This is a genomic window from Streptomyces sp. NPDC046349 (assembly GCF_055587885.1).
Map to the genome: position 1 here is coordinate 271,773 of NZ_JBVJFK010000006.1, position 23,603 is coordinate 295,375.

Annotated in this window: 23 protein-coding genes; 15 read left to right on the forward strand and 8 right to left on the reverse strand. The window is 73.5% G+C overall.

Translation table 11 applies throughout. From position 1 onward, the window contains the following. The first annotated feature begins 101 nt into the window (after positions 1-101). Together ACZ6JS_RS16570 and ACZ6JS_RS16575 are read left to right on the forward strand one after the other, a co-directional pair. Complete coding sequence (locus ACZ6JS_RS16570) at positions 102-926, forward strand: dioxygenase family protein (RefSeq protein ID WP_469298504.1); 825 nt, start codon at positions 102-104, stop codon at positions 924-926. A gap of 524 nt (positions 927-1,450) precedes the next feature. Beyond that, positions 1,451-2,428 carry a sigma-70 family RNA polymerase sigma factor gene (locus ACZ6JS_RS16575; protein WP_469298506.1) on the forward strand — a complete coding sequence of 326 codons (978 nt, stop codon included), beginning with the start codon at positions 1,451-1,453 and terminating at the stop codon, positions 2,426-2,428. 181 nt (positions 2,429-2,609) lie between these two features. Here the strand turns inward: ACZ6JS_RS16575 and ACZ6JS_RS16580 are convergent, their stop codons facing one another. Continuing rightward, positions 2,610-3,596, reverse strand: coding sequence for a helix-turn-helix transcriptional regulator (locus ACZ6JS_RS16580; RefSeq protein ID WP_469298507.1), 987 nt, complete (start codon positions 3,594-3,596; stop codon positions 2,610-2,612). Between the two features lie 62 nt (positions 3,597-3,658). Between ACZ6JS_RS16580 and ACZ6JS_RS16585 the strand changes: the two genes are divergently transcribed. Then, a complete protein-coding gene (locus ACZ6JS_RS16585; RefSeq protein WP_469298508.1) occupies positions 3,659-5,221 on the forward strand; it encodes an MFS transporter in 1,563 nt (520 codons plus the stop codon). Positions 5,222-5,321: 100 nt separating this feature from the next. Here the strand turns inward: ACZ6JS_RS16585 and ACZ6JS_RS16590 are convergent, their stop codons facing one another. Further along, positions 5,322-6,092 carry a DUF6227 family protein gene (locus tag ACZ6JS_RS16590; RefSeq protein ID WP_469298510.1) on the reverse strand — a complete coding sequence of 257 codons (771 nt, stop codon included), beginning with the start codon at positions 6,090-6,092 and terminating at the stop codon, positions 5,322-5,324. Positions 6,093-6,284: 192 nt separating this feature from the next. Here ACZ6JS_RS16590 and ACZ6JS_RS16595 point away from each other — a divergent pair, with 192 nt between their 5' ends. Continuing rightward, positions 6,285-6,926: a vitamin K epoxide reductase family protein gene (locus ACZ6JS_RS16595; protein WP_469298512.1), complete on the forward strand. Its 642-nt coding sequence runs from the start codon at positions 6,285-6,287 to the stop codon at positions 6,924-6,926. A 117-nt stretch (positions 6,927-7,043) separates the two neighbouring features. Here ACZ6JS_RS16595 and ACZ6JS_RS16600 read toward each other — a convergent pair whose 3' ends face one another. Further along, the gene (locus ACZ6JS_RS16600) at positions 7,044-7,454 is read right to left on the reverse strand and encodes a rodlin (protein ID WP_469298514.1); all 411 of its coding nucleotides are present in this window, start codon (positions 7,452-7,454) and stop codon (positions 7,044-7,046) included. 276 nt (positions 7,455-7,730) lie between these two features. Here ACZ6JS_RS16600 and ACZ6JS_RS16605 point away from each other — a divergent pair, with 276 nt between their 5' ends. Together ACZ6JS_RS16605 and ACZ6JS_RS16610 are read left to right on the forward strand one after the other, a co-directional pair. Continuing rightward, entirely contained in the window at positions 7,731-8,162 is a 432-nt protein-coding gene (locus ACZ6JS_RS16605) for a hypothetical protein (RefSeq protein WP_469298515.1), read from the forward strand. A 145-nt stretch (positions 8,163-8,307) separates the two neighbouring features. Then, the gene (locus tag ACZ6JS_RS16610) at positions 8,308-8,547 is read left to right on the forward strand and encodes a chaplin (RefSeq protein ID WP_030845163.1); all 240 of its coding nucleotides are present in this window, start codon (positions 8,308-8,310) and stop codon (positions 8,545-8,547) included. A 113-nt stretch (positions 8,548-8,660) separates the two neighbouring features. On the opposite strand, the gene ACZ6JS_RS16615 is transcribed toward ACZ6JS_RS16610, so the two are convergent. The 5 genes from ACZ6JS_RS16615 to ACZ6JS_RS16635 form a co-directional block, all read right to left on the reverse strand. Further along, complete coding sequence (locus tag ACZ6JS_RS16615; RefSeq protein ID WP_030845165.1) at positions 8,661-9,008, reverse strand: hypothetical protein; 348 nt, start codon at positions 9,006-9,008, stop codon at positions 8,661-8,663. Positions 9,009-9,199: 191 nt separating this feature from the next. After that, positions 9,200-10,405, reverse strand: coding sequence for a chaplin (locus ACZ6JS_RS16620; RefSeq protein WP_469298516.1), 1,206 nt, complete (start codon positions 10,403-10,405; stop codon positions 9,200-9,202). A gap of 120 nt (positions 10,406-10,525) precedes the next feature. Continuing rightward, positions 10,526-10,759, reverse strand: a complete 234-nt coding sequence (locus tag ACZ6JS_RS16625; protein ID WP_469298518.1) for a chaplin — start codon at positions 10,757-10,759, stop codon at positions 10,526-10,528. Between the two features lie 239 nt (positions 10,760-10,998). Beyond that, positions 10,999-11,409 carry a rodlin gene (locus tag ACZ6JS_RS16630; RefSeq protein WP_030767099.1) on the reverse strand — a complete coding sequence of 137 codons (411 nt, stop codon included), beginning with the start codon at positions 11,407-11,409 and terminating at the stop codon, positions 10,999-11,001. A gap of 118 nt (positions 11,410-11,527) precedes the next feature. Beyond that, positions 11,528-11,782, reverse strand: a complete 255-nt coding sequence (locus ACZ6JS_RS16635) for a chaplin (RefSeq protein WP_469298519.1) — start codon at positions 11,780-11,782, stop codon at positions 11,528-11,530. A gap of 174 nt (positions 11,783-11,956) precedes the next feature. Here ACZ6JS_RS16635 and ACZ6JS_RS16640 point away from each other — a divergent pair, with 174 nt between their 5' ends. The 9 genes from ACZ6JS_RS16640 to ACZ6JS_RS16680 all read left to right on the forward strand — a co-directional run bounded on the left by ACZ6JS_RS16640 (position 11,957) and on the right by ACZ6JS_RS16680 (position 23,588). Next, entirely contained in the window at positions 11,957-13,048 is a 1,092-nt protein-coding gene (locus tag ACZ6JS_RS16640) for a DUF3344 domain-containing protein (RefSeq protein ID WP_469298521.1), read from the forward strand. Positions 13,049-13,067: 19 nt separating this feature from the next. Further along, positions 13,068-14,264 carry a glycosyltransferase gene (locus ACZ6JS_RS16645; RefSeq protein ID WP_469298522.1) on the forward strand — a complete coding sequence of 399 codons (1,197 nt, stop codon included), beginning with the start codon at positions 13,068-13,070 and terminating at the stop codon, positions 14,262-14,264. After that, entirely contained in the window at positions 14,261-15,793 is a 1,533-nt protein-coding gene (locus ACZ6JS_RS16650) for an exopolysaccharide biosynthesis polyprenyl glycosylphosphotransferase (protein ID WP_469298524.1), read from the forward strand. The genes ACZ6JS_RS16645 and ACZ6JS_RS16650 overlap by 4 nt, the downstream gene beginning before the upstream one ends. Continuing rightward, positions 15,793-17,262, forward strand: coding sequence for an O-antigen ligase family protein (locus ACZ6JS_RS16655; protein ID WP_469298525.1), 1,470 nt, complete (start codon positions 15,793-15,795; stop codon positions 17,260-17,262). Before ACZ6JS_RS16650 ends, ACZ6JS_RS16655 begins: the two co-directional genes overlap by 1 nt. A 380-nt stretch (positions 17,263-17,642) precedes the next feature. Beyond that, positions 17,643-19,547: a murein biosynthesis integral membrane protein MurJ gene (gene murJ / locus ACZ6JS_RS16660; protein WP_469298527.1), complete on the forward strand. Its 1,905-nt coding sequence runs from the start codon at positions 17,643-17,645 to the stop codon at positions 19,545-19,547. Beyond that, positions 19,537-20,310 (forward strand): polysaccharide deacetylase family protein, encoded by a 774-nt coding sequence (locus tag ACZ6JS_RS16665; RefSeq protein ID WP_469298529.1) that lies wholly within the window; start codon positions 19,537-19,539, stop codon positions 20,308-20,310. Before murJ ends, ACZ6JS_RS16665 begins: the two co-directional genes overlap by 11 nt. 5 nt (positions 20,311-20,315) lie before the next feature. Beyond that, positions 20,316-21,617, forward strand: a complete 1,302-nt coding sequence (locus tag ACZ6JS_RS16670; protein WP_469298785.1) for a glycosyltransferase — start codon at positions 20,316-20,318, stop codon at positions 21,615-21,617. Positions 21,618-21,687: 70 nt separating this feature from the next. After that, positions 21,688-22,449 (forward strand): YveK family protein, encoded by a 762-nt coding sequence (locus ACZ6JS_RS16675; RefSeq protein WP_469298530.1) that lies wholly within the window; start codon positions 21,688-21,690, stop codon positions 22,447-22,449. Further along, positions 22,446-23,588 (forward strand): GNAT family N-acetyltransferase, encoded by a 1,143-nt coding sequence (locus ACZ6JS_RS16680; RefSeq protein WP_469298532.1) that lies wholly within the window; start codon positions 22,446-22,448, stop codon positions 23,586-23,588. The genes ACZ6JS_RS16675 and ACZ6JS_RS16680 overlap by 4 nt, the downstream gene beginning before the upstream one ends. Positions 23,589-23,603: the final 15 nt, after the last annotated feature.

Genomic DNA, 23,603 nt, shown 5'->3' on the forward strand with positions numbered 1-23,603 from the left:
CGCCGGCGGGAATGACTGGGCACCCCACTTGGTTCAAACTTGAACCAAGTGGGGTGTGTCTTTTTCGAGGCAGCCCCGTACGACGACGGAGGAGCGCCCTCATGACCCCGGCCCCCGCACCCCAGGACCCGACGGGCGCGACCCCGCAGGCGGCGCGCATGCCGGCGCTGTACCTCAGCCACGGGGCGCCGCCGCTCGCCGACGACCCGGTCTGGCCGGGCGAACTGGCCGCCTGGTCGGCGGACCTGCCCCGCCCCACGGCGATACTCATGGTCTCCGCCCACTGGGAGGAGGCCCCCCTGGCCCTCGGCGCCACCGAACGGGCCCCGCTCGTCCACGACTTCTGGGGCTTCCCCGAGCACTACTACCGGGTCCGTTACGACGCCCCGGGCGCCCCCGCGCTCGCGGCCTCGGTCCGGGCGCTGCTCGGGGCCCCGGGCACCCCCGTCCAGGACATCCCGGACCGCGGCCTGGACCACGGCGCGTACGTCCCGCTGGTCGAGATGTTCCCGGAGGCCGACATACCGGTCCTCCAGATGTCCCTGCCGACGCTGGACCCGCGCCGCCTGATGGACATCGGCCGCAAGCTGGCACCCCTGCGCGACGAGGGCGTCCTCGTCGTCGGCAGCGGCTTCTTCACCCACAACCTGGCCGCACTGCGCCACACGGGCCCGGGCGTCCCCGCCTGGTCCGCGGAGTTCGACGCGTGGGGCCGGGAGGCGCTGGCCGCCGGCGACGTCGACTCGCTGCTCGACTTCGAGGCCAAGTCCCCGTCCGGCCGCCTGGCCCACCCCCGTACGGAACACTTCGCCCCGCTCTTCGTCACCCTCGGCGCGGCCGACGCCACCGGCGACCTCACGGCTCGCCGCGACCCGGTGTCCGGCTTCTGGATGGGCCTCTCGAAGCGCTCCCTCCAGTTCGGCTAGGAGGTTCCCTTCCAGGCCGCGGTGATCGACTCGTCGATGGCGCATCCCTCGGCGGGTCCCGCGTATGGCCCCCGGCGACGCCCTGGGACGCAGAGGCCGCGTCCCATGCCGAAGAAATATGCCCGGTCCTCACCCGAACGGGTGACCAGGCAACCGGAAGCCCGTGGGGGCCGTCTTCGGGGGTGGGAGTGCAGCCGGGGCGGCGCCGTTCCGAGTGAACGCGGTGGCGCCGAGCGTGACGGCCGTCTCACGGACACGAGTCCTCGGGCGACGTCGGGCGGGGCGCTTTTCGTGGTCTGACCTGCACATCTTCGCGATCGTGCGACATTCGTCCCGCTCTCGCGGGCGGGGCAGGATACTGCAAGATCTCGAAAAAGAGGGACCGGCGTGGGAATTCTGTCCCGATTCCAGTCGTTGTTTCCTTCGGAAGCGGGCACTCGGGAGAGTGTCCGAGGACGCACCACCGCACCACGGTGGCCGTCCGGAAGCCGCACCGCGACCGAACTCATCGCAAGGGAGCACGCATGGCAACCCGCGCCGTCGCCCGCCGTCAGTCCACGAGCAGCGCACGCGCTGTGGGCGGGGAGATCGCAGACCGCGACCTGGTCGGCATGTACCTGGACGAGATCGCGCGCACCCCGCTCCTCGACGCCGCAAGGGAAGTGGAGCTCTCCCAGATCATCGAGGCCGGTGTATACGCCCAGCAGATCCTCGACGGCGCGATAGAGCGCGACGGGGACAAGCCCACCGGCGAGGAGCTGGAGGCGCTGGCCGCCGAAGGGGAGCGGGCCAAGGAAGTCTTCATCCGCTCCAACCTCCGCCTCGTCGTCGCCGTCGCCCGGCGCTATCCGCGCAGCGGCCTGCCCCTCCTCGACCTGATCCAGGAGGGCAACGCCGGCCTGGTCCGCGCCGTGGAGAAGTTCGACTACACCAAGGGCTTCAAGTTCTCCACGTACGCCACGTGGTGGATCCGGCAGGCCATCACCCGCTCCATCGCCGACCAGTCCCGCACCATCCGCCTCCCCGTCCACCTGGTCGAGGAGCTCGGCCGGATCCGCCGGGTCCAGCGCGAGTTCAACCGCGAGAACGGCCGCGACCCGGAGCACGCCGAGATCGCCGCCGAGCTGGACTCGACGGAGAAGCGCGTCGGCGACGTACTGGACTGGGCGCGCGACCCGGTCAGCCTGAACATGTCGGTGGACGACGAGGGCGACACGCAGTTCGGTGACCTCCTGGAGGACACCTCGGCGATCTCCCCCGAGCAGTCCGTGCTCTCGCTGCTGCGCAGCGAGGAGCTGGAGGACCTGCTCGGCAAGCTCGACCAGCGCACCGCGTCGATCATCAAGATGCGCTACGGGATCGACGACGGCCGCGAGCGGACCCTGACCGAGGTCGGCAAGCAGCACGGTCTGACCCGCGAGCGGATCCGCCAGATCGAGAAGCACGCCCTGCTGGAACTGAAGCGGATGGCGCGCGACACCGGCTTCGACGCCGTGGCCTAGGTCGTCTGCTCCGGTCCTGCGGGCCCGGCCGCCCGGCACCGCACCTCGCCCCGCCGCCGAGCCCCCTTACGAGCCCCGGTGCCTATCCCCCCCAGGCGCCGGGGCTCTCCCTGTCCGGGGCCGGGTCGAGGCCGGCCGCGGACGCGGTCCGGCAGGTCTCGGGCAGCGCGCTCCGTCCCCCTCAGGTGCCTGGCGGCCGCTGCCCGTCGGCCGCCCCGAAGGAAGCGGCTCCGCTCAGGCGCGCCCCCAGCATCCGAGCCGCCTCCGCCAAGGGGCCCGGCCCTCGCACCGTGAAGGCCAGCCCCGTCAGGGCCAGCCGGGCCGCCAGCCACTCCGGCGCGTCCCGGCTCTCGAACCGGACCACGGTCGGGCTCGCCCCGCCCGGCACGGCGGCCGCCCGCAGCCACTCCGGCAGCTCGGCCGCTCCCGCCTCGAAAGCGACCTCCACCGGGTACGTCCGCGAGCCGTGCGCGCCGAGCCCCCGCCGTACGAACTCCTCCGCGTCCATCGGCAGCTCCCGCGGCGCGAACCGGGCCCCGGTCGCGAAGGCCTCGGCCACCCGGTCCACCCGGAAGGTCCGCCAGTCCTCCCGCTCCATGTCGTAGGCCACCAGATACCACCGGCTGCCCGTGCTGACCAGCCGGTAGGGCTCCACCAGCCGCCGGGACTCGGCCCCGTCGCGCGCCCGGTAGGCGAACCGGAGCCGCTCCGGCCCGGCCACGGCCGCCGCCATCGTCGTCAGCGTCCGCGGGTCCACGCTGGCGCCGTCGCCCCGCGTGAGCGCGATCGTGGCCGACTGGAGCGTGCCCACCCGGTGCCGCAGCCGCGACGGCAGCACCTGCTCCAGCTTTGCCAGGGCGCGTACGGAGGCCTCCTCCACGCCCTCGATCGCGTGCCCGGCCCCTGCCCGCAGCCCCACCGCGATCGCCACGGCCTCCTCGTCGTCGAGCAGCAGCGGCGGCATCGCCGCGCCCGCCACCAGCCGGTAGCCGCCTTCGGCCCCGAGGGTGGCCTCGACGGGGTAGCCGAGCTCCCGCAGTCGCTCGATGTCGCGTCGGATGGTCCGCGAGCTGACCCGCAGTCGCTCCGCCAGCTCGCTGCCGGGCCATTCGCGAGGGGTCTGCAGGAGGGACAGCAGGGAGAGCAGCCGTGCCGGTGTGTCGGTCATGGCACCAGGTTGCCAGCGAAATAGGACACTAACTGACCTACATCCCGTCTAGGTTTCTCCTCATGACCACCGAGACGCCCAAGAAATCGCCCGAAAGAGAGAACGGGCCCGCACAAGAAGAGCGGAACGACGAAGCCCACGACGCACCGAGCTCACCCCCCGACCGCCGCCGCTGGCTGGCGCTCGCCATCGTGATGACCGCGGCCTTCATGGACCTGGTCGACGTCACGATCGTCAACATCGCGATACCCACCCTGCGCCAGAACTTCGGCGCCTCCACCAGCGCGATCCAGTGGATCACCGCCGGCTACGCGCTCGCGTTCGCCGCAGGGCTCATCACCGGCGGCCGTCTCGGTGACATCTACGGACGCAAGCGCCTCTTCCTCATCGGCATAGCGGGCTTCACGGTCGCCTCGCTGCTCTGCGGCATCGCGGCCGATCCGGGCATGCTGGTCGCCTCCCGCATCCTCCAGGGCGGCATGGCCGCCATGATGGTGCCGCAGGTGCTGGCCATCATCCACGTGACCTTCCCGCCGCAGGAGCGTGGCAAGGTCTTCGGGATGTTCGGCGCGATCGTGGGCCTCGGTGCCGTCTCCGGCCCCATGCTCGGCGCGCTGCTCACGGAGTGGAACCTCTTCGGTCTCGAGTGGCGCCCGATCTTCCTGATCAACCTGCCCGTCGGCATCGCCGGCGTGATCCTGGGCCGCAAGTTCATCAGCGAGTCCAAGGCCCCGCAGGCCCTGCGGCTGGACCTGGTCGGCGTCGTCCTCGCGACCCTCGCCCTCGTCATGCTGATCTTCCCGCTCACCCAGGGCCGCGAGAACGGCTGGCCGCTGTGGGGTTTCGTCTGCATGATCGCGTCGCCGTTCGTCTTCGCCGCGTTCATCGCGTACGAGAAGTACAAGATCAAGAAGGACGGCTCCCCGCTCGTCGAGCTCTCGCTCTTCAAGGTCAAGAGCTTCGCCGGCGGTATCGCGGTCCAGCTGACCTTCGGTATCGCGACCGGCATCTTCTTCCTGGTCTGGACCCTCTACATGCAGATGGGCCTCGGCTGGAGCGCCCTGCGGGCCGGCACCACCGGCATCCCCTTCTCCATCGCCGTCTCCGTGGCGGCCGGCCTCTCGGTGGAGAAGCTCGTGCCGCGCTTCGGCCGCAAGGTGCTCCAGGCGGGCGCCCTGGTCATGGCCGCGGGCCTGGTCCTCTACATCTGGGAGTCCGAGCACTACGGCATGGAGATCGCCTCCTGGCAGATGGCCGCCCCGCTGATCCTCATGGGCATCGGCATGGGCCTGATCGTCGCCCCGCTCAACGACACCACGCTGTCCGAGGTGCCGCGCCGGGACGCGGGTTCGGCCTCCGGGCTGATCAACACCACCGGCCAGATGGGCAACGCGCTGGGCCTCGCCCTGACCTCCGTCGTCTTCTTCGGGCTGATCGAGGACGACATGGTCTTCGGCCCGCCCTACGTCGAGGCCTTCCGCGGCGCGCTCTGGTGGGTCGTGGGCGTGCTGGTCGTGATCTCCGCGGTGATGTTCATGCTGCCGCGCAAGGCGATCCCGATGGAGGAGCGCGAAGGCGCCGCCGAGCACGCGGCGAACACCCCCGAGAAGGTGCCCGCCCTCTAGGCACGGCCTCGGTCTTCGCTCCGGACATGCCCGCCCTTCCTGGGCGGGCATGTCCGCTTTCCCTTGTTCCCATCCCCAAAGGTGCGGACGGGAGACGGGCTCAGCCGACCCGGGCGCGCAGCTCCATCGCCCCGCGCGCGACGGCCTCGCTCTCGTACACCTCGCACATGTGCCGCCCGTCGGGCGTCGCCGTGTGCTCGACCTCCCACAGGCTCAGTTCGGTCCCGTCCAGCAGCACGAAGGCGTGCTCGTAGAGATTGAAGCCCGCGTCCCGTCCGTTCGGCAGGGCCTGCCGCGTCCCGAACGCCTGGGTGATCTGGTGCGCGTACGCCGCGCGCAGCAGCGCGGCCACCCGCTCGCCGGGCCGGTCCGGATTCTCCGCGCGGCGCAGCACCCGGCGCGCGTGGTCGGCGGAATCCTGCACCACGTACTCCCGATGCCGGGGCACCGGAGCCGCGGAGGCCAACAGCGCACCGAGCGCCGAGGCGTCGTCGTACGGATCCTCCTCGCCCGCGAGCGGCACCGGATCGGGGACCGCCCCCGCGGCGGACTCCCCGAACAGCCGGGCCACCGCCAGGCAGGTCTCCGCCTTGCTCGCGAAGATCTCGTGCCGCACGGCGCGGTCGCCCTCCGGCCGGTACGACAGCTCCCACAGCGAGGCCGAACCGCCGTCGGCCAGCAGGTAGGTGTGCCGGTGCGTCTCCCGCCAGACGCCGGCCGCCGGGTTGTGGTGGGTGGTGTGGAGCGAAGAGCTGTGGGCGAGCGCCGTACCGAGGCGCTCGACCAACCTGTCGGGCAGGTCGAAGGAGTTGAGGGCGCGGCCGAGGAGTCGGTCGAGGTGCGCCCCGGTTGTCTCGTACGGATCGCTCAAGGTGGGTCTCCAGGCCGTCGCAGCTTGTCACTTCGCGGAAGCTCAACGTAACCCCTGGCTCTGACATCACGTCCGGGGTTCGGTAAAACGTCCGGGAAGCATCGGAGGTTCCCGCCACACCTTCAGGTCAACTTGCGTGCGAATGCGCATGGTTGGGTCCGCTCTGGGTGGAGACGGGGGAATATGGGCCACATGGCAACGAATACAGTGGGCGTCCCGCGCCAGCAGGGGCGGGCCCGCAGCACAGACGCAGGCGAACGGGACGCCGTACCAAGGGGCCTGGCCTGGCTGCTGGCCGTCACCGGCGCGGCCGGCGTGCTGGCCTCATGGGTGATCACCCTCGACAAGTTCCTCCTGCTGGAGGACCCGAACTTCAAGCCCGCGTGCAGCCTCAACCCGGTGGTCTCCTGCGGCAGCGTGATGCAGAGCGAGCAGGCGCAGGCCTTCGGCTTCCCCAATCCCATGCTGGGACTGGTCGCCTACGCCGTCGTGGTCTGCGTCGGCGCGGGCGCCCTGGCGGGCCCCCGCTACCGTGGCTGGTTCTGGCTCGGACTGAACGCCGGCACGCTCTTCGGCGTCGGCTTCTGCAGCTGGCTCATGGTCCAGTCGCTCTACGAGATCAACGCGCTCTGCCTGTGGTGCTGCCTGGCCTGGGTGGCGACCCTGCTGATGTTCTGGGCGGTCACCGCGCACAACGTCCGTACGCGGGCGCTCCCGGCCCCCGGTCCGCTGCGGACCTTCGTCAGCGAGTTCGGCTGGGCCCCGCCCGCCCTGCACATCGGGGTGATCGGGATGCTTGTCCTCACCCGGTGGTGGGACTTCTGGACCGGCTGACCGCCGCGTGCGCGGCACGTGCGAGGGCCCCGGCAGCTGGACGCTGCCGGGGCCCTGTCGCAACACTTCCGCGGGCCCGTCGGCCCGGACCCTCGCGCGGGGCGGGGGGAGCGGAAATCAGCTGCCGACGGAGGCGTTGCCGGACAGGACCGGGATGTTGTCCAGGATGTGGGAGAGCGGCTCGTCGCCCTTGGCCTGGGTGGAGTTCTCGGTGCACTGCTGGTTCTGCGGGTTGGACAGGACGTTGATGTCCTGGACGCCGATGTTGAGCGCGGCGATCAGCGACTGGGCGTTGACCTTCGCCGGCAGGCCGATGCAGGGCTTGTTCAGGGAGCCCTGGACCAGGCTGAGCTGCGGGCTCTGGTCGCCGTGGGTCTTCTGGTTGCCGTAGATCTGCTGGGCACCGTTGCCGTTGACGGTGTTGACCCCGTTGTCGTTGCCGATGGCCATGGCCGGGGCAGCGGCAGCAGCGCCCGCGCCGACGGCAACGGCGGTAACCGCGGCGGCGGTCATGAACTTCTTGAACATCTTGATCCTTTTGTCGCACGAGTGCCCGCTGATGGAGCGCCCTGATCAACTGCCCGGCCGGGGGTTGGTTCCGCTGCTTCACTCAAACGGCCCGCGCGTCCCGATGTTTTACCCAGCCCGGGTGAGCCGCCTGCGGACAGGTGCGCGAAGCCCGTACGCGGCCCCCATCGCCCGGCTTCCTGTTGCGCTCCGTACGGGGTGTTCCCACGGTGAGTCAAGGAGCGGTCCGGTCCGGGCCGCTCCCGTGTCCCCGTGTCCCCCCGCGAAGGAACCCCCATGCACCGCACGAAGCCGTCCCGCGCCCGCCTCCTCGTCCCCTCGGCGCTCGCCGTCGTCATACTGACCGGCGCGGCGGCACCCGCGAGCGCTCTCGACTCCGGGCCCGATGCGGTGTCCACCAAGGCGGCCCCGTCGGGCCCGATCGACGACCTCGTGAACGGGCTCCTCGAGCAGATCAAGGCCCTGCTGCCGGCGGGCGTCACCCTGCCGGAGATCAAGATCCCGGACATCGAGCTTCCCGAGATCAAGCTGCCGGAGATCAACCTGCCGAGCATTCCGGGGGTGCAGCTCCCCGAGATCCCCGGGGTCGAGCTCCCGCAGGTGCCGCTCACCCCGCCGGCGCTGCCCGATCCGGCGGCGCCGGTCGAACTCGTGCCGGAGATCCCCGACGTGGAGATCCCCGACGTCCAGCTGCCCGCCCTCCCGTAACGGGACCGGAACGGCAACACGGTGACGGCGATTGAGCCGAACAGGTCTGTTCGTGCGCGAAGCCGTGTCGTCTGGGAGTGTGGACCGTTTCGCTCGGTGTGAGCCCCGGAGCGGGGCGGAACGTCGAACAGAAGGTGCACTTCCCATGAACTCTGCCAAGAAGGCCGCCCTGGTCCTGGCCACCGCTGGTCTCGCCGCGGCCGGTGCCGCCGGCTCCGCCGTCGCCGACTCGTCGGCCGAGGGCGCGGCCGTGGGTTCCCCCGGCGTCCTCTCCGGCAACCTGCTCCAGGTCCCGGTGCACGTCCCGGTCAACGTCTGCGGCAACACCGTGAACGTGATCGCCCTGCTGAACCCGGCGTTCGGCAACGTCTGCGTCAACGACTGACGTAGGTCGCAGCAACTGACAGTGGGCGCCCCGGCCTTGCCGGTGGCGCCCACAGTCCTGTCGGCAGGTGGGGGAGGCGGACCCGCCGGATCCGGTGCTGTGACCGGAAGGATTCAGCCCTTGCCGCCGTTGAGCTGTACGCCGCCCAGCATCGGCGATGCCTGGGTGGCGCCGTTCGCGAGGCCGAGGACGGTGCCGGGGACGTCGTTGCGGACCTTGTTGACCTTCTGGGCGGTGCCCACGACCTTGTTGACGGTGTCGCCCTGCTCGGCCAGGCCGTTGCCCACCGTCTGCGGAAGGTTCTCGGTGACGGGGGCGACGGCGTCCAGTGTCTGGGTCACCCCGCCGGTCAGGCTCATGGGGGGCATCGCGGCCGCCGGCTCGGCGGCGAACGCGGTACCGGAGGCGCCGAGGGCGGCGACGGAGCCGACGACGACAGCGGCGACCTTCGTGAGCTTCATTATCGAAATCCTCTTCTTTCGTGGACAGAGGCGTGGGCGGCGACCGGCGCGCCCCTTTCGCCATGCGTAACGATTCCCGGGCGCCCTGGAAACGCGAAAGCGCGAGCGAAAGCGCGAGTACATGACAGCGGCCGGAGAATCCGACGAGGGATTCTCCGGCCGACATGTCTTCCGATTACCGGTATTGCCGGTCAGGCGGCGCGCGAGCGCCGGTACAGAATGGCGCCGCCCAGGATCAGCGCCGAGGCGAGGGCCGCTGCGGCCGCGGGCTGACCCGCGCCGGTTTCGGCCAGCTGAGGCGTACCCGCCTGTGCGGGGGCCGGAGCGGGCGCGGGGACCGGGGCGGGCGCGGCCCCGGGGGCGGACTCCGGCGCCGGTGCGGGGGCCGGCGGTACGTGGAGGGAGGTGTCGCCGCCGGGGGCGGCCGGCGGCTGGTCCGCCGGCGGCGCGGCCTCGGGGACCGGGGCGGGCGCCGGGCGTTCCACGCGGTGGCTGCCGTGCGGCGGCGCGGGCGGCGCCTCCTCCTCGACCACGGGGGCCGGGCCCGGCGCGGGGGCGGGCAGTGTGTGCGGGGCCTCTTCGGCCGGCGGCTGCGGGGCGGGCAGCGGCTTGGGGGCCTCCGCGGCCGACGGCTGCGGGGCGGGTGCCGGCGCGGGGAGCGGTACGGGCTGCTCCGCGGGCGGCGCCGGAGCCTCCTGGACCGGCTGCGGGGCGGGCAGCGGGGCCGGGTGGTCCTCCACCGGCTCCGGCTTCGGGTGCGGGTGCTCGGGTGCGGGCGGCGCGTGGTGTGCCGGCGGATGCGGTGCGGGGTGGTCGTCGCACTCCTCCTCCCGGGCCTCCTGCCCGCCGGGACTGCCGTAGCCGTCCTCGTGACGGGGCTCCTCGTGGCGCGGCTTGGCGTGGCGGGGACCCTCCTTCCGGGGGGCCTCCGGCCGGGCCTGATCCGGACGGGCCTGATCCGGCGGTGCCGTCTCCGGTTGCGGAACCTGCTGCCGCGGCACCTCGTACGGCCGCGTCTCCTGGCGCTGTTCCGGGACCGCGTGGCGGCCGGCGCGCTCGTCGAGGTAGCGCTCGAAGGCCTCGGCCTGTTCGGGGCTCAGGTAGCGCTCGTAGTCGCGGCCCGCGCCGGTGTGCGATCCGCCGCCGGTGGCGCAGGTGTTCCCCATGGCGGGGTTGAGGGCCGCACCGCCGTCCACGCTGTTGCCGCACACGTTCGGGGAGAACGTGATGGGTACCGAGACGCTGTTGCCGGCCAGCACCCCCGGCGAATGCGAGGCCTCGGCCGTGGCACCGGTGTGCGCGTAGGCCGCCCCGGTCGCGATCGACAACAGGCTCGACGCGGCTGCCGCCGTGAGCATGCCCTTGCCCAGTACCTGTCGGCTCAGTACCTGTCGCATGGGTCCTTCCCTGTCTACCGGCAGGCGCCGGTGGTGAATCGAAGGTGGCCTCGGAGTGCACCGCCGTGCACTCCGAGGCCACCTTCGAGGAGGTCTGCCCTTGCGGGCGCACGCGCTGCGTCAGGCGTTGACGCAGGTGTTGCCGAACGCGGGGTTCAGCAGCCCGACGATGTTGACGCTGTTGCCGCAGATGTTGACGGGGATGTTGACCGGAATCTGGGCGACATTGCCGGAGGCGACACCGGGGGAGCCCGCGGCCGTGCCGGCGGCGACCGAGTCGGCCATGGCGGGGGAGGCGGCACCGGCGGCCATCAGAGCGCCGGCGGCCAGCACCACTGCCTTCTTGTACGTCATTTTCTTTTCGATCCTTCCCACAGAGGCGTATCCGCTGCAGAATCAACAACGAGCAGTCGGGGCAAAAGAAACCGCGCCTTTTCGGCGATCCTCCGGAAATTCACCCCGACGCCCGGTGTAATTCCGGCGGCCGATCGGACGGTGATTTGCGCCGCGAATTCCGGAGGGCGGATCCGTCCGACATGCGGCGAGGCCGCCGCGACCCGAAGGTGCGGCGGCCTCGCGGGCGCGGGGTGCGATCAGCTGCCGGCGGAGGCGTTGCCGGAGAGGATCGGGATGTTGCTGAGGATGTGCGAGAGAGCCTCGTCGCCCTTGGCCTGGGTGGAGTTCTCGGTGCACTGCTGGTTCTGCGGGCTGGACAGGACCGGGATGTCCTGGACGCCGACGTTGACCAGGGCCAGCACGGACTGGACGTTGGCCTTCGCGGGCAGCGCGATGCAGGGCTTGTTGAAGGAGCCCTGGATGAGCGCCATCTGCGGGCTCATGTTGCCGTAGGTGGCCTGGTTGCCGTAGATCTGCGCGGAGTTGTTGCCGTTGACGGTGTTGATGCCGTTGTCGTTGCCGACCGCCATCGCCTGCGGGGCCATCGCGGCACCCATGCCCACGACCGAGGCGGCAACCGCGGCCGAGGCCATCATCTTCTTGATCATTGTCGTCCCTTTTTTGCAGGATTGCCCGGTAGCGGAGCACCCGGATCAACGGCGGCGACCCGGCTCGGGTTGCGCGGCTTCACTCGGATGCAGCCGTTTCGGGCGGCGTGATTGACGCTCAGGCGTTCACGCACGTGTTGCCGAACGCGGGGTTCAGCGCGCCGGCGAGGTTCGCGGTCAGGCCGCAGACGTTCACGGGTACGTGGACCGGGATCTGGCCCAGGTTGCCGCTCGCCACACCGGGGGAGCCGGCCGCGAGGCCCTCGGCCGTCGCACCGCCCCCGCCGTGTGCGGAGGCGAGGCCCGCGCCGCCCATCAGCACGGCGACACCCGCGGCGGCGATGGTGGTGACGCGCACCAGCCTCTTCTTCATCTGCGTATTTCCTTTCGGTTCGAACAATGGTGCAGCTCATAACGACCCGCCCGTTGCCAGGGTGCGTGCTATCGCCCAAAAGGCCGTACGAGCGAGTCCGGCGTGATTTCCAGCCCGATTTCTGACAAAGTGCACTCCTGTTTTGTCCCCTTGATCGAAAATTGGAGACAGGTCATGGGTTCCTCCGGCAGAATCCTCGGCGCGCTCGGCCTGCTGTCCTGCCTCGCACTTTCCGTGAACACTCCCTCGGCGGCCGCCGCGGCACCCGCGCCCAAGGAGCTGCCCCGCGTCCCGTTCACCCAGCGCTACCAGGCCGTGCAGCACGGCGGGCTGGTCCGCGCCTCCAACTCGGGCATCAGCTGCCGCAAGGAGGAGTCCCCGCAGGCGGAGCCGTGCGTCGAGGTCAAGCGGGGCGCGGCGGGGGTCAACGGCGAGTACGAGATGTTCTACAGCGAGGTCGACAAGGACCCGGACACCTACAACTCCACCCGGGCCGAACTCAAGGTCCCGCAGGGCGCGAAGGTCTCGTACGCCAGGCTCTACTGGGGCGGGAACCTGCGGGTGGGCGAGCAGAAGCCGCCGGAGGACAACGGCCGGGTGCTGGTCGCCGAGCCGGGCGGGGAGTACAAGGAGGTCCTCGCGGACACGGTGATGGGCCACCGCACGGACGCGGGCAGCGACGCCTATCAGGCCTCCGCGGACGTGACCCCGCTGGTCCGCAAGGGCGGCGCGGGGATGTGGACGGTCTCCCAGCTGAACATCGCCATGGGCCACTCCGAGGTCGGCGCCTGGGGCGGCTGGACGCTCGTGGTCGCCTACGAGCACCCGCAGGAGCCGCTGCGCCGGATCTCCCTCTGGGACGGCTTCGAGTCGCTCGCCGCCCGGGCGGGCGACGGAACGGTCGGGATCGAGGGCCTGGACGCGCCGGCCGGCTCGGCGGGCCGGGTGGGCGTGGTCGCGTACGACGGGGACCGGGGCACTCTCGGGGACTCACTCACCGTGACGGCCGACAGTGGCCGCCGGGTGAGCCTCAGCGACGGCGAAAACCCTTTCAACGACGTCATGAATTCCACGATCACGGAATTCGGCGGCCAATCCTTCGTGCGACAGCCGGATCATATGAATAATCTCGGATATGACGCGGACGTGTTCGACCTGAGTCCCGCCCTGTCCGGTGGTGCCCGCAGCCTGAACTTCAGGTTCACGGGCGAAAGTCAGGGTCATTTCCTCGGTGTGCTCTTCGTTCAGACAGACGCGCGCCGCTGAACGCAGGAGACCACTCCACGTGCTCACGCACTCCCGGGCGGCACAGCCCACGACCGTCCTCCACCTCGTGCAACCCGTCGACGGCGGTGTGGCCAGGGTCGTCACCGACCTCGTCCGCGCCCAGACCGCGGAGGGCCTCCGCGCCGTCGTCGGCTGCCCGCCCGGCGGCACGCTCGGCGACGCGGCCCGGTCCGCCGGGGCCGAGGTGTTCACCTGGCGGGCCGGCCGGGCCCCCGGCCCGGGGCTGCCCGCCGAACTGGCCGGCGCCCGCGGGCTGCTGCGACGCGTCCGGCCCGACCTGCTGCACGCCCACAGCGCCAAGGCCGGACTGGCCGGACGGCTCGCCGCGCGCGGGACGCTGCCCACCGTCTTCCAGCCCCACGCCTGGTCCTTCGACGCCGTCGGCGGAGCCACCGCCGCGCTCGCCCTGCGCTGGGAGAGGTACGGCGCCCGCTGGGCCGACCGGGTGCTCTGCGTCAGCGAGGCCGAGCGCCGCGCGGGCGAGAGCGAGGGCATCACCGCCCGCTGGACGGTGATCCGCAACGGCGTGGACCTCGACCACTTCCGGCCCGGCGCACCGGACCCGGCCCAGGACCGGGCCGAGTCCCGCGCGGCGCTGCCGCTGCCCCGTTCCTTCGCGGCCGGCGGGCCGCTCGCCGTCTGCGTCGGCCGGATCTGCGCCCAGAAAGGCCAGGACATCCTGCTGGAGGCCTGGCCGGAGGTGCTCGCGACCGTCCCCACGGCCCGCCTCGCCCTCGTCGGGGACGGCCCCGACACCGAACGGCTGCGCCGCACCGCGGCGCTGTCCGGCACCAGCGTGCACTTCGCCGGCGCCGCTGCCGACATCCGACCGTGGCTTCGGGCCGCCGATCTCGTTGTACTGCCGTCGCGGTGGGAAGGCATGGCGCTCGCCCCGCTCGAAGCCATGGCCTGCGGCCGGCCGGTCCTGGTCTCCGACGTCAGCGGTGCCCGGGAGAGCCTGCCGCCCGGCCGGGGACGCCTGTGCCTGGTGCCGCCGGAGGACCCTCCGGCCCTGGCCAGAGCCCTGGGACGGCTGCTCTCCGAGCCGCGGCTCCTCGCCGAACTGGGGGAGCAGGCCCGGCAGCACGCCCGGACCGACTTCGACGTGCGGCGGACCACGGACGCGGTCAGCGGCCTGTACCACGAACTGCTGGGCAGGCCCCGGCCCTTGAACCAGGAGCGCATCAGCCGATGACGATGGACAGCGCACCCGCCCGGCACACCGGGCAGGGCGGCACAGGGCCCGGCAGCAGCGCCTTCGCGCCCGCGCCCGCAGCAGCCCGCCGTTCCGCGACCGCCATCCACCCGCCGCGCGGGCCCCGGGTCGACCGGGCCCGGTCCGCCGTACGCCCGCAGCGCGTCCGCCGCCGCAGCCGGGTGCTCCCCCTGCTCACCGCCGACGCACTGGCCGCCGTGGTCACCGCGGCCACCCTGCCCGGACCGGTGCTGCCCGGCCCGGCGGCCGCGCCGGCCGTCGCCGCGCTGCCCGCCCTGCTCGTCGTCCTGCACGCGCATGCCGGCCTGTACCGGCCGCGGCTCGCCCCCTCCGCCCTCTTCGAACTGCCCGCGCTGGTGGGGCGCTCCACCGTCCTGTGGTGCGCGGCCGCCGCCGTCGCGGCCGCCTTCGACCCCGCGCGCGCCATGGGGTGGAGCGCACTGCTCACCGCGGTGTGCCTGCAAGCCGTACTGGTCTGCGCGGGCCGGGGCGTCGCCAACCAGCTGCACCGCCGCGCCGCCGTACGCCGGCCCGCCTCCGCCCTCGTGGTCGGACCCGGCGCGGGGGCGAGCGCGGTGGCCGCCGCCCTCCACGGCCGCCCCGAGTTCGGCCTGCGCCCGGTCGGGCTCGCCGACACCGGGACCCCCGCCGACGGGGACACCGGGGCCCTCCCGGTCCTGTCCACCCCCGAGGACATCCGGCGCGCAGTCATCCAGAACTCCGTCCGCCACGCGGTGTTCACCCGCCCGCCCGAGGCCGACGAGCGCACCGCCTCCCTGGTCCGGCTCTTCCACGACCACGGCTGCCGGCTGTGGCTGGCGGACCCGGCCGGCACCGCCAAGATCACCGGGATGCGGCTGGCCCACCCCGCCGACCAGCTGTGGGGATACGCCGTGCAGCCGCTGCTGCCGCGCCCGGCCCGGCCGCTGGAGCGCTGGGCCAAGCGGGCCATCGACTCGGCGCTCGCCCTGGTGGCCCTGGTGGCCGCCGCACCCGTGATGCTGCTCTGCGCGGCGGCCGTACGCCTCTGGGACGGACCGGGGGTGATTTTCCGTCAGGAACGGGTCGGCCTGTACGGGCGCCCCTTCACCCTGCTGAAGTTCCGCACGCTGCGCGCCGACGCGCACGAGTCCGCCACCCGCTGGACCGTCGCCGGGGACTGCCGGATGAGCACGGTCGGCTCCTTCCTGCGCAAGTCCTCCCTCGACGAACTGCCCCAGCTGTGGAACGTCGTACGGGGCGACATGAGCCTGGTCGGCCCCCGCCCCGAACGGCCCTTCTTCGTCGCGAAGTTCTCCACCGTGCACCCGGGCTACGAGGCCCGTCACCGGATGCCCGTCGGCATCACCGGCCTCGCCCAGATCAACGGCCTGCGGGGGGACACCTCCATCGAGGACCGGGCGCGCTTCGACAACCACTACATCGACACCTGGTCGCTGTGGCAGGACCTGTGGATCCTCGCCCGCACCGCGGCCTCCTTCTTCCGCTTCCGGCTGGGAGGCAGCTGATGAGCCTCGCCGCCCCAGGGCACTGGGCCCGGCCGGACGTGCCGGGCACACTGCGCCGGCACTGGCCGCTGCTGCCGCTCGCCGCGACCGTGCTGTTCCTGCTCGCCCCGCTCCCGGCCGGGGACGCGACCGCCTCCGGCAAGGTCGGCCCCGCCGACGCCGCCTCGCTGCTGCTGGTCCTCGTCTGCGCCGTGCAGGCACTGCGCGGCCGGGTGAGGGCGCTGACCCCGCTCGGCGTCCTCGTGCTCGGTGCGCCGGCCGCCGGCCTCGCGGTGGCGACGGTGACCGCCGGGGACCCGTACGCCGCTCTGCCGGGCTTCGTCCGCTACCTCCAGGTCTTCGTGCTGGTCCCGGCGGCCGTGGTGCTGCTGGTGCGCGACGCGCGGGAGTTCCGGCTGGCCGCGGGCTGCTTCGTGGTCCTCGCCCTGGTGCAGGGCGCGGTGGGGGTCGTGCAGTATGCGACCCACACCGGCGCCTCCTACCAGGGCGAGGACGTCCGGGCCGTGGGCACCTTCGGCCCCGGCGACGTCATGGGCATGGCCACGGTCGTCGCCTACGGCCTGATCGTCGCGACCGCGGCCGCCCTCGCCCCCGGCCTGCCCGCACGCCTGCGCCGGATCGCCGCGGGCTGCGCCCTGGTGCTCGTCCTGCCACTGGTGCTGTCGTTCAGCCGCGGCGCGTGGATCGCCACCTTCGGCGCGGCCCTGCTCGTGATGGCGCTGGCCGGGATCCGGCGGGCGCTCACCGTGCTCGCCGCGCTGGCCGCAGCCGGGGTGGTCCTGGTGGGCGGGCTCGGCGTCGGCTCCGAGATGGTCGGTGAGCGGCTGACCTCCATCACCCAGGTCTCCAGCGCCCCCGACCAGTCGGTGACCGACCGCTACACGATGTGGGCCGCCGCCGAGTCGATGTGGCGCGAGCGGCCGGCGGCGGGCGTGGGACTCAAGGGCTTCCCGGCCCACCGCGACGGCCACGCCTCGCTCGGGCTCTCCTCCGGCAGCGACACCGCCGGTGCGGGCCAGGCATACATCCGCCAGCCGCTGCTCTCCCCGCACAACATGTACCTGCTGATCCTGAGCGAGCAGGGACTGATCGGACTGGTCGCGCTGGCGGGCGGCTGGGCGGCCCTGCTGGTGGCGGGACTGCGGCGGCTCGCCTCCGGTGCCGGGACGCGGATGCGGGACTGCGGGCTCATCGCGACGGGGCTGCTCGTGTGGCAGCTGACCGACTTCCTCTACGCGGACATCGGCGGCCCGTCCACCGTCCTGACGGGCGTGATCGTCGGCCTGGCGGCCTGGTGGGCGCTGCCCTCCCCCGGCGGCGCGGATCCGCTGCGCGGTGCCGTCACCGGACCCGGGGCCGTCCCGGGCCCGGCGAAGGCCCGGGGGAGGGCGCCCGGAAGCACCGGCGGCGCCATCGGCGCCGGCACCGGTGCACCGGGCCCCGTCCCCGAGAGTTCGAGCGGCCGGTGACGGACACCACGCCCTGGCGGCCCGCCTCCGGCCCTCCGGCCGGGGCGGGCCACACCCGCGTCCCGGCCGCACCCGCCCCTGCCCTGCCGTTCGGTGAACCACCGGCGCGGGAGAACCCGTGCGGCTCTGCCGGGTACCTGCCGAACGCGCCCGCGGACGGGGCGCCCGGCGGCCAGCCGGGCCCGGGGGCCGGCACGGCGGTTCCGGCGGCCTCCGGACGGTCGGGCCGCACCGGCCGCGGGGCGACACCGGATCGGGCGGCGCCGGTACCGGGCGCTGCGCGGTGCGGCGGCGGAGTCCGGCCGCCCCGCGGTGCGGCCGCACCGCTTCCGGCGGACCCGGGGTTCGTCGCCGGAAGCCTGCCGGGCGGCGCCCCCGCCGTGCGGGCGCCGCTGTTCGGCGCCGCCGGGTATCCCGGCGGCGCCCCGGCGGGTCTCGGCGTGCGGGTGGCGGCGCGCACCACGAGCGCACCCGCCGGCGGCGAGCGCCGGGTGGGGGAGCCGGCCGTGTCCGCGGCTCCCGGCGGGAGCCGGCCCGGTGCGGCCCGGCGCCGCGGCGGATCCACCGCCGCCCCCGACGGGAGCCGGTTCGGACGTGCCCGCCGGGGCGGCCCCGCCGCCCCTGCCGCTCCCGCCGGACCCGGCGGGAGCCGACCTGCCGAGCCCGCCGCAGGCGCAGGGGCGCCCCTCGGGCGGTTCCTGGCCAAGGCCGCCGCCGTGACCGCCGGGCTCACCGCCGCCGGGGCCCTGTTCGGGCTGGTGCGCGACCAGACCATCGCGCACCTCTTCGGCGCCGGGCACGACAGCGACGCCTTCCTCATCGCCTGGACCGTCCCGGAAATGGCCTCGACGCTGCTGATCGAGGACGCCATGGCGCTGCTGATGGTCCCGGCCTTCAGCCACGCCCTGGCCCGGCGGGCCGCCGCCCGGGCCGGGCTGACCCGCAGGGAGGCCCGCACGCAGGACCCCGTACGGCTGCTGGTCGGGGCGACCCTGCCGCGGCTCGTCGTGTTCCTGGCCCTCGTAGCCGCCGTCCTCGTCGCGGCCGCGCCGGCCGTCGTCGCCGTGCTCGCGCCCGGCCTGCCCGACCCCGCACTGGCCGTCGAGTGCACCCGCCTGACCGCGCTGACCGTGCTCTCCTTCGGAATCGCCGGCTACTTCAGTGCCGCACTGCGCGCGCACCGCTCCTTCCTGCCACCCGCCGCGATCTACGTCTCCTACAACGTCGGCATCATCGGCACGATGGTGACCCTCCACACCCTGTGGGGTGTGCGGGCCGCCGCCGCGGGCGTCGCCGTCGGCGGACTGCTGATGGCGCTCGTCCAGCTCCCCGCCTTCGTCCGCAACGTGGGCTTCGGCCCGCCCCGGGCCAAACGGGCCGCCGCCCCGCGCAGCCAGCGCGACCGCGACCGCCCCACCCTCATCGCCTTCGGGGTCATCGCCCCCGTCATCCTCTTCGCCGTCTTCCGCCAGTCGCAGGTGCTCGTCGAACGGTTCCTGGCCGCCTCGCTCCCGTCCGGGGCCATCTCCCACCTCAACTACGCGCAGAAGGTCGCGCAGATGCCGATGGTGCTGTCGCTGATGATCTGCACCGTCACCTTCCCCGTCGTCGCCCAGGCCATGGCCGGTGGCGAGCGGGAGAAGGCCCGCCGCCGTGTGGAGCGGGACCTGGCACTGGCCTCGCTCGCCGTCCTGATGGGCACCGCACTCGTCATCGGCTACGCCCCCCAGATCATCCAGGTCCTCTTCGAACGGGGCGCCTTCACCCACGACGACACCCGCGCCACCGCCTCCGTCATGCGGGTCTACGGACTCGGGCTGCTCGGCCACTGCCTCGTCGGGGCACTGTCCCGGCCCTTCTTCTCGACCGCCCGGCCCACCTGGTTCCCGGCGCTCGCGATGGGTGCCGGACTGCTCGTCAACATCGTGGCCGGAGCCTTCGCCGTCCGCTGGTGGGGCACCTACGGGATCGCCGCCGCCAACGCCGCCGGCATCTCCACCGCCGCAGCCCTGCTGCTCACCGGAATCGGCCCGCGGATCATCGCCATCCACGTCCGCCGGGTCGCCGTCAGCATCGGACGGCTCGCGGTGGCCGCCGTCGCCGCCTGTGCCACCGGCTGGATCGCCGGCCCGATGATCCCCGATCCGCTGCTCAGCGCCGGACTCGGCTGCCTGCTCGTCCCGGCCATGTTCGGCGCCACCGGCATGGCCATACGCGCCCTCGAAGTCACCGCCCTGCCCGGTCAGATCTCCCAGTTCACGCAGAGGTTCCGCAATGCCCGCTGACACCGACACGGCCCCCGCCGTGGTGGTCCCCGCCCGCCGGACCGCATCGCCGTGGGTCCTGATGTACCACTCGGTCGCCGAGTTCACCGACCCCGCCGAGGACCCCTACGGGATCACCGTCACTCCGCACGCGCTGGAGGCGCAGCTGCTGTGGCTGCGCTCCCGGGGCCTGCGCGGGGTGTCGGTCGGCGAACTGCTGCGGGCCCGGGCCGCCGGACGCGGAGCCGGGCTCGTCGGACTCACCTTCGACGACGGCTACACCGACTTCCTGACCCACGCGCTGCCGCTGCTCCAGCGCCACGACTGCACCGCCACCCTGTTCGTGCTGCCCGGACGCCTCGGCGTGGACAACGTGTGGGACCCGCTGGGACCGCGCAAGTCCCTGCTCACCGCCGAGGGAGTCCGCGAAGTCGCCGCCGCCGGACAGGAGATCGGCTCGCACGGCCTGCTCCACCAGGACCTCACCGCCACCGCCGACGACGTGCTCCAGCAGGAACTGCGCGGCAGCCGGGATCTGTTGCGCGAGCTGACCGGAACCCTGCCCGAGGGCTTCTGCTACCCCTACGGACACCTCGACGCCCGGGTCGTCGACGCGACACGCGCGGCAGGCTACGGATACGCCTGCGCCATCGCCCCCGGGCGGCTCGCCGGCCCGCACGCCCTGCCGCGCACGCACGTCAGCCAGGCCGACGCCGGCACCCGGCTGCGGGTCAAGCAGCTGCGCCACCGGGTCCGCGAGCTGCGGCGGGCGGTGCACCGGTGAAGCCGATCGAGGTGGTCAAGGCCCTGCACGTCATCACCGGCCTCGGCGTCGGCGGCGCCGAGCAGCAACTGCGGCTGCTGCTGCGGCACATGCCGATGCGCTGCGACGTGCTGACGTTGACCAACCCCGGGCCGGTGGCCGAGGGGCTGCGCGCCGACGGCGTACGGGTCGTGCACCTGGGGATGCGCGGCAACCGGGACCTGGGGGCGCTGCCGCGGCTCGCTCGGTTCATCCGCCGGGGCCGGTACGACCTCGTGCACACGCACCTGTACCGGGCCTGCGTGTACGGGCGGATCGCGGCCAGGCTCGCGGGCACCGGGGCGACCGTCGCCACCGAGCACTCCCTCGGCGAGGGCGAGATCGAGGGCCGCCCCCTCTCGGGCGGGGTCCGTGCCCTCTACCTCGCCAGCGAGCGCCTGGGTGCGGCGACCGTGGCCGTGTCGGACACCGTCGCCGCCCGGCTGGAGGGATGGGGGGTGCCGGCCGAGCGGATCCACGTCGTACCCAACGGGATCGAAGCCGTCCGCTTCCGTTTCGACGAGGGCGTCCGCCGGGCCGCGCGGGCCCGCACCGGGCTGCCCGAGCGGGCCTTCGTGGTCGGCGGGGTCGGCCGGCTCGTCCCGGGCAAACGGTTCGACGTGCTGGTGCGGGCCGTGGCCGCGCTGCCGGGCGCGCACCTGCTGCTGGCCGGGGACGGCCCGGAGCGGGCAAGGCTGCGCCGGCTGGCCGCCGAGTCGGGCGCCCAGAGCCGCATCCACCTGCTGGGCGAGCGGGACCCGCTGGGCGACAGCACGGACGGCCGCACCCCCGGCATCCCGGCCCTGCTGGCCGCCATGGACGTCTTCGTCTCGCCGTCGCGGGAGGAGGCCTTCGGGCTCGCGGTCGTCGAGGCGCTGTCCGCCGGACTTCCGGTCCTGCACGTGACCTGTCCGGCCATCGACGACCTGCCCGCCGCGGAGGCCCCCGGAGCCCGCCGCATCGGCACCGGCACGGAGGAACTGGTCGCCGCGCTTCGCGGCCACATGGAGGCGGGCGTACGCCGACTGCCCCCGCCGCCGGTCGTGCGCCGCTACGACATCGGCCGCAGCGCGAGCCGGCTGCTGGACGTGTACGACCTGGCCCTCTCGGCCGCACCGGGTGCGACGGCCCGGGGCTCCGCGCCGGGCCCGCGGGCGCCGGGCCCCGTCGCGGCCCCCGCACCGGACCCGTCCGCCGCTGCGGCGCCGGACCCCGCGCCGCGCCCGGCGGCGGGACTCACGGTGCCCTGCCCCGGCTCGCCCCGGCAGACGCCGGGCGCCCGTGGCTGATCCCCACCCCCGAAGGGGTCCCGGCCGGGACCCGACGGAACCCACCTCCCTCCAGGAAGCGAGCACGACCATGGCCGACACCGCAGCGAAGAAGTCAGAGAGGTCGGAGAACCCCGAGAAGAAGCCGGAGCGCAAGGGCGACCACCGGTCCGGGAAGAGGCCCAGGCGGCGCTCCCGGCCCCCCGTGTGGTGGCCGCTGCCCGCCTGCGCCGTGCTGGGGCTGGCCGCAGGCGGCGCGTACGGCGTGCTCAAGGCCCCCGAGTACGCCGCGACCAGCTATGTCGTCGCCGTTCCCGACGACACCACCGAGCCCGCCACCGCCCTCGGCTTCGCCCAGGCGTACGCCCGTATCGCCACCAGCAGTTCCACCCTCGCCTACGCGCAGCCCCGCGCGGGCATCACCGCGCGGCAGCTGCGGACCCAGGTACGGGCCGAGACCTCCCCCGAGTCCCCGATGATCGCCATCACCGGCACCTCCCAGAGCCCCGCCGAGGCCGCCGACATCGCGAACGCCGTCGCCGACGCCCTGTCGCTGAGCAGCAACCAGGCCGCCAAGAACACCGGCGTCCAACTCCTCCTCTTCAACCAGGCCGTTGCCCCCACCGACCCCGCCTCCCCCTCCGCCGCCATCAGCGGTGCCGTGGGCCTGTGCGCCGGCGGGCTGCTGGGCGGCCTGTGGCTGCTCGCCCGGCCCGGCCGCGCCCGGCGCCCCGAGGAGGGTGTGGCCGCGCCCGCGGCCGCTCCGGTCGCGGAGCACGTGGCCGAGGAGTACGCCACCCTTCCCGCGCAGGGTGAGCCGGCCTCGGCCAAGGAGAAGGAGTCCGTGCGATGAGTTCGGGCTCCGCCGGGGCCCTGTCGGTGACACTGTGCCGCGACCCCCGGCAGTTCGCCGCGCTGGAGGAGCCGTGGAACCGGCTCGTCCGCGCCTGTCCCACCGCCACCCCTTTCCAGAGCCACGCCTGGCTGCACTCCTGGTGGCTGTCGTACGGGAAGGACGGCCGGCTCCGGATCGTCCTCGTCCGGCGCGGCGGGGAACTGGTCGGCGCGGCCGCCCTGATGCTCGTGCACCGGCCGCTTCCGCTGCTGGTGCCCCTCGGCGGCCCGATCACCGACTACTTCGACGTGCTCGTGGCCGCGGAACACGCCGCCCAGGTCGTCCCGGCGCTGGCCCACGGGCTGCATCGGGCGGCCCGCGGCGCGGTGGTCGACCTGCGGGAGGTCCGCCCGGGGGCCGCCGCCGAGGAGCTGTACCGGCAGTGGCCCGGCATCGGCAGCAGGCTCGCCGACTCCACATGCATGGAGCTGCCGACCCTGCCGTTCGACGAACTGGTCAAGCGGATGCCTTCCTCCGGCGCCCAGCGGGTGCGGGCGAAACTGCGCAAGACCGACGCTGCCGGGATCGAGGAGCACGAGGCCACCGAGCAGGAAGTGCCGGGCGCGGTGAGGAACCTGCTGCGGCTGCACGAGAAGCAGTGGCGCGGCCGCGGGGTGACCCCGGAGCACCTGCGTCCCCGCTTCGCCGAGCACCTCACCCGGGCCACCCGCCGGATGGTGCGGGCGGGGGAGGGACGGCTGACGGAGTTCCGACTGGACGGGAAGGTGGTGGCGGCCAACGTCACCCTGCTGTCGGCCGGCCTCAGCGGCGGCTACCTCTACGGGGCGGACCCGGACCTGCGGGCGCGCAAGGTGGACGTGGCGACGCTGCTGCTGCGCCACGAGGCCCGGCGGGCGCTGGCGGAGGGCCGGCCGGTGGTCAGCTTCCTGCGGGGCAGTGAGCCGTACAAGAACCACTGGCGGCCCCGGACGGTCGTCAACCAGCGCTTTCTGATGGCCACGAGCGCGCTCGCGCCCCTGCTGCGGCTGCACGAGTCACAGGTGACGGGGCGGGAGCGGGCGGTGGACGCGCTGCGCGAGGCGCTGCCGGCCGCCAGGGACTGGCGGGCGCGGCTCAACGAACTGCGGGTGCGATGACGCGTCCGGGGCCCT

Bases quoted from the DNA above. Each gene is read 5' to 3' on its own strand.
- ACZ6JS_RS16570 (WP_469298504.1), top strand. From the start codon at position 102: ATGACCCCGGCCCCCGCACCCCAGGACCCGACGGGCGCGACCCCGCAG.
- ACZ6JS_RS16575 (WP_469298506.1), top strand. From the start codon at position 1,451: ATGGCAACCCGCGCCGTCGCCCGCCGTCAGTCCACGAGCAGCGCACGC.
- ACZ6JS_RS16580 (WP_469298507.1), bottom strand. From the start codon at position 3,596: ATGACCGACACACCGGCACGGCTGCTCTCCCTGCTGTCCCTCCTGCAG.
- ACZ6JS_RS16585 (WP_469298508.1), top strand. From the start codon at position 3,659: ATGACCACCGAGACGCCCAAGAAATCGCCCGAAAGAGAGAACGGGCCC.
- ACZ6JS_RS16595 (WP_469298512.1), top strand. From the start codon at position 6,285: ATGGCAACGAATACAGTGGGCGTCCCGCGCCAGCAGGGGCGGGCCCGC.
- ACZ6JS_RS16600 (WP_469298514.1), bottom strand. From the start codon at position 7,454: ATGTTCAAGAAGTTCATGACCGCCGCCGCGGTTACCGCCGTTGCCGTC.
- ACZ6JS_RS16605 (WP_469298515.1), top strand. From the start codon at position 7,731: ATGCACCGCACGAAGCCGTCCCGCGCCCGCCTCCTCGTCCCCTCGGCG.
- ACZ6JS_RS16610 (WP_030845163.1), top strand. From the start codon at position 8,308: ATGAACTCTGCCAAGAAGGCCGCCCTGGTCCTGGCCACCGCTGGTCTC.
- ACZ6JS_RS16615 (WP_030845165.1), bottom strand. From the start codon at position 9,008: ATGAAGCTCACGAAGGTCGCCGCTGTCGTCGTCGGCTCCGTCGCCGCC.
- ACZ6JS_RS16620 (WP_469298516.1), bottom strand. From the start codon at position 10,405: ATGCGACAGGTACTGAGCCGACAGGTACTGGGCAAGGGCATGCTCACG.
- ACZ6JS_RS16625 (WP_469298518.1), bottom strand. From the start codon at position 10,759: ATGACGTACAAGAAGGCAGTGGTGCTGGCCGCCGGCGCTCTGATGGCC.
- ACZ6JS_RS16630 (WP_030767099.1), bottom strand. From the start codon at position 11,409: ATGATCAAGAAGATGATGGCCTCGGCCGCGGTTGCCGCCTCGGTCGTG.
- ACZ6JS_RS16635 (WP_469298519.1), bottom strand. From the start codon at position 11,782: ATGAAGAAGAGGCTGGTGCGCGTCACCACCATCGCCGCCGCGGGTGTC.
- ACZ6JS_RS16640 (WP_469298521.1), top strand. From the start codon at position 11,957: ATGGGTTCCTCCGGCAGAATCCTCGGCGCGCTCGGCCTGCTGTCCTGC.
- ACZ6JS_RS16650 (WP_469298524.1), top strand. From the start codon at position 14,261: ATGACGATGGACAGCGCACCCGCCCGGCACACCGGGCAGGGCGGCACA.
- ACZ6JS_RS16655 (WP_469298525.1), top strand. From the start codon at position 15,793: ATGAGCCTCGCCGCCCCAGGGCACTGGGCCCGGCCGGACGTGCCGGGC.
- ACZ6JS_RS16665 (WP_469298529.1), top strand. From the start codon at position 19,537: ATGCCCGCTGACACCGACACGGCCCCCGCCGTGGTGGTCCCCGCCCGC.
- ACZ6JS_RS16675 (WP_469298530.1), top strand. From the start codon at position 21,688: ATGGCCGACACCGCAGCGAAGAAGTCAGAGAGGTCGGAGAACCCCGAG.
- ACZ6JS_RS16680 (WP_469298532.1), top strand. From the start codon at position 22,446: ATGAGTTCGGGCTCCGCCGGGGCCCTGTCGGTGACACTGTGCCGCGAC.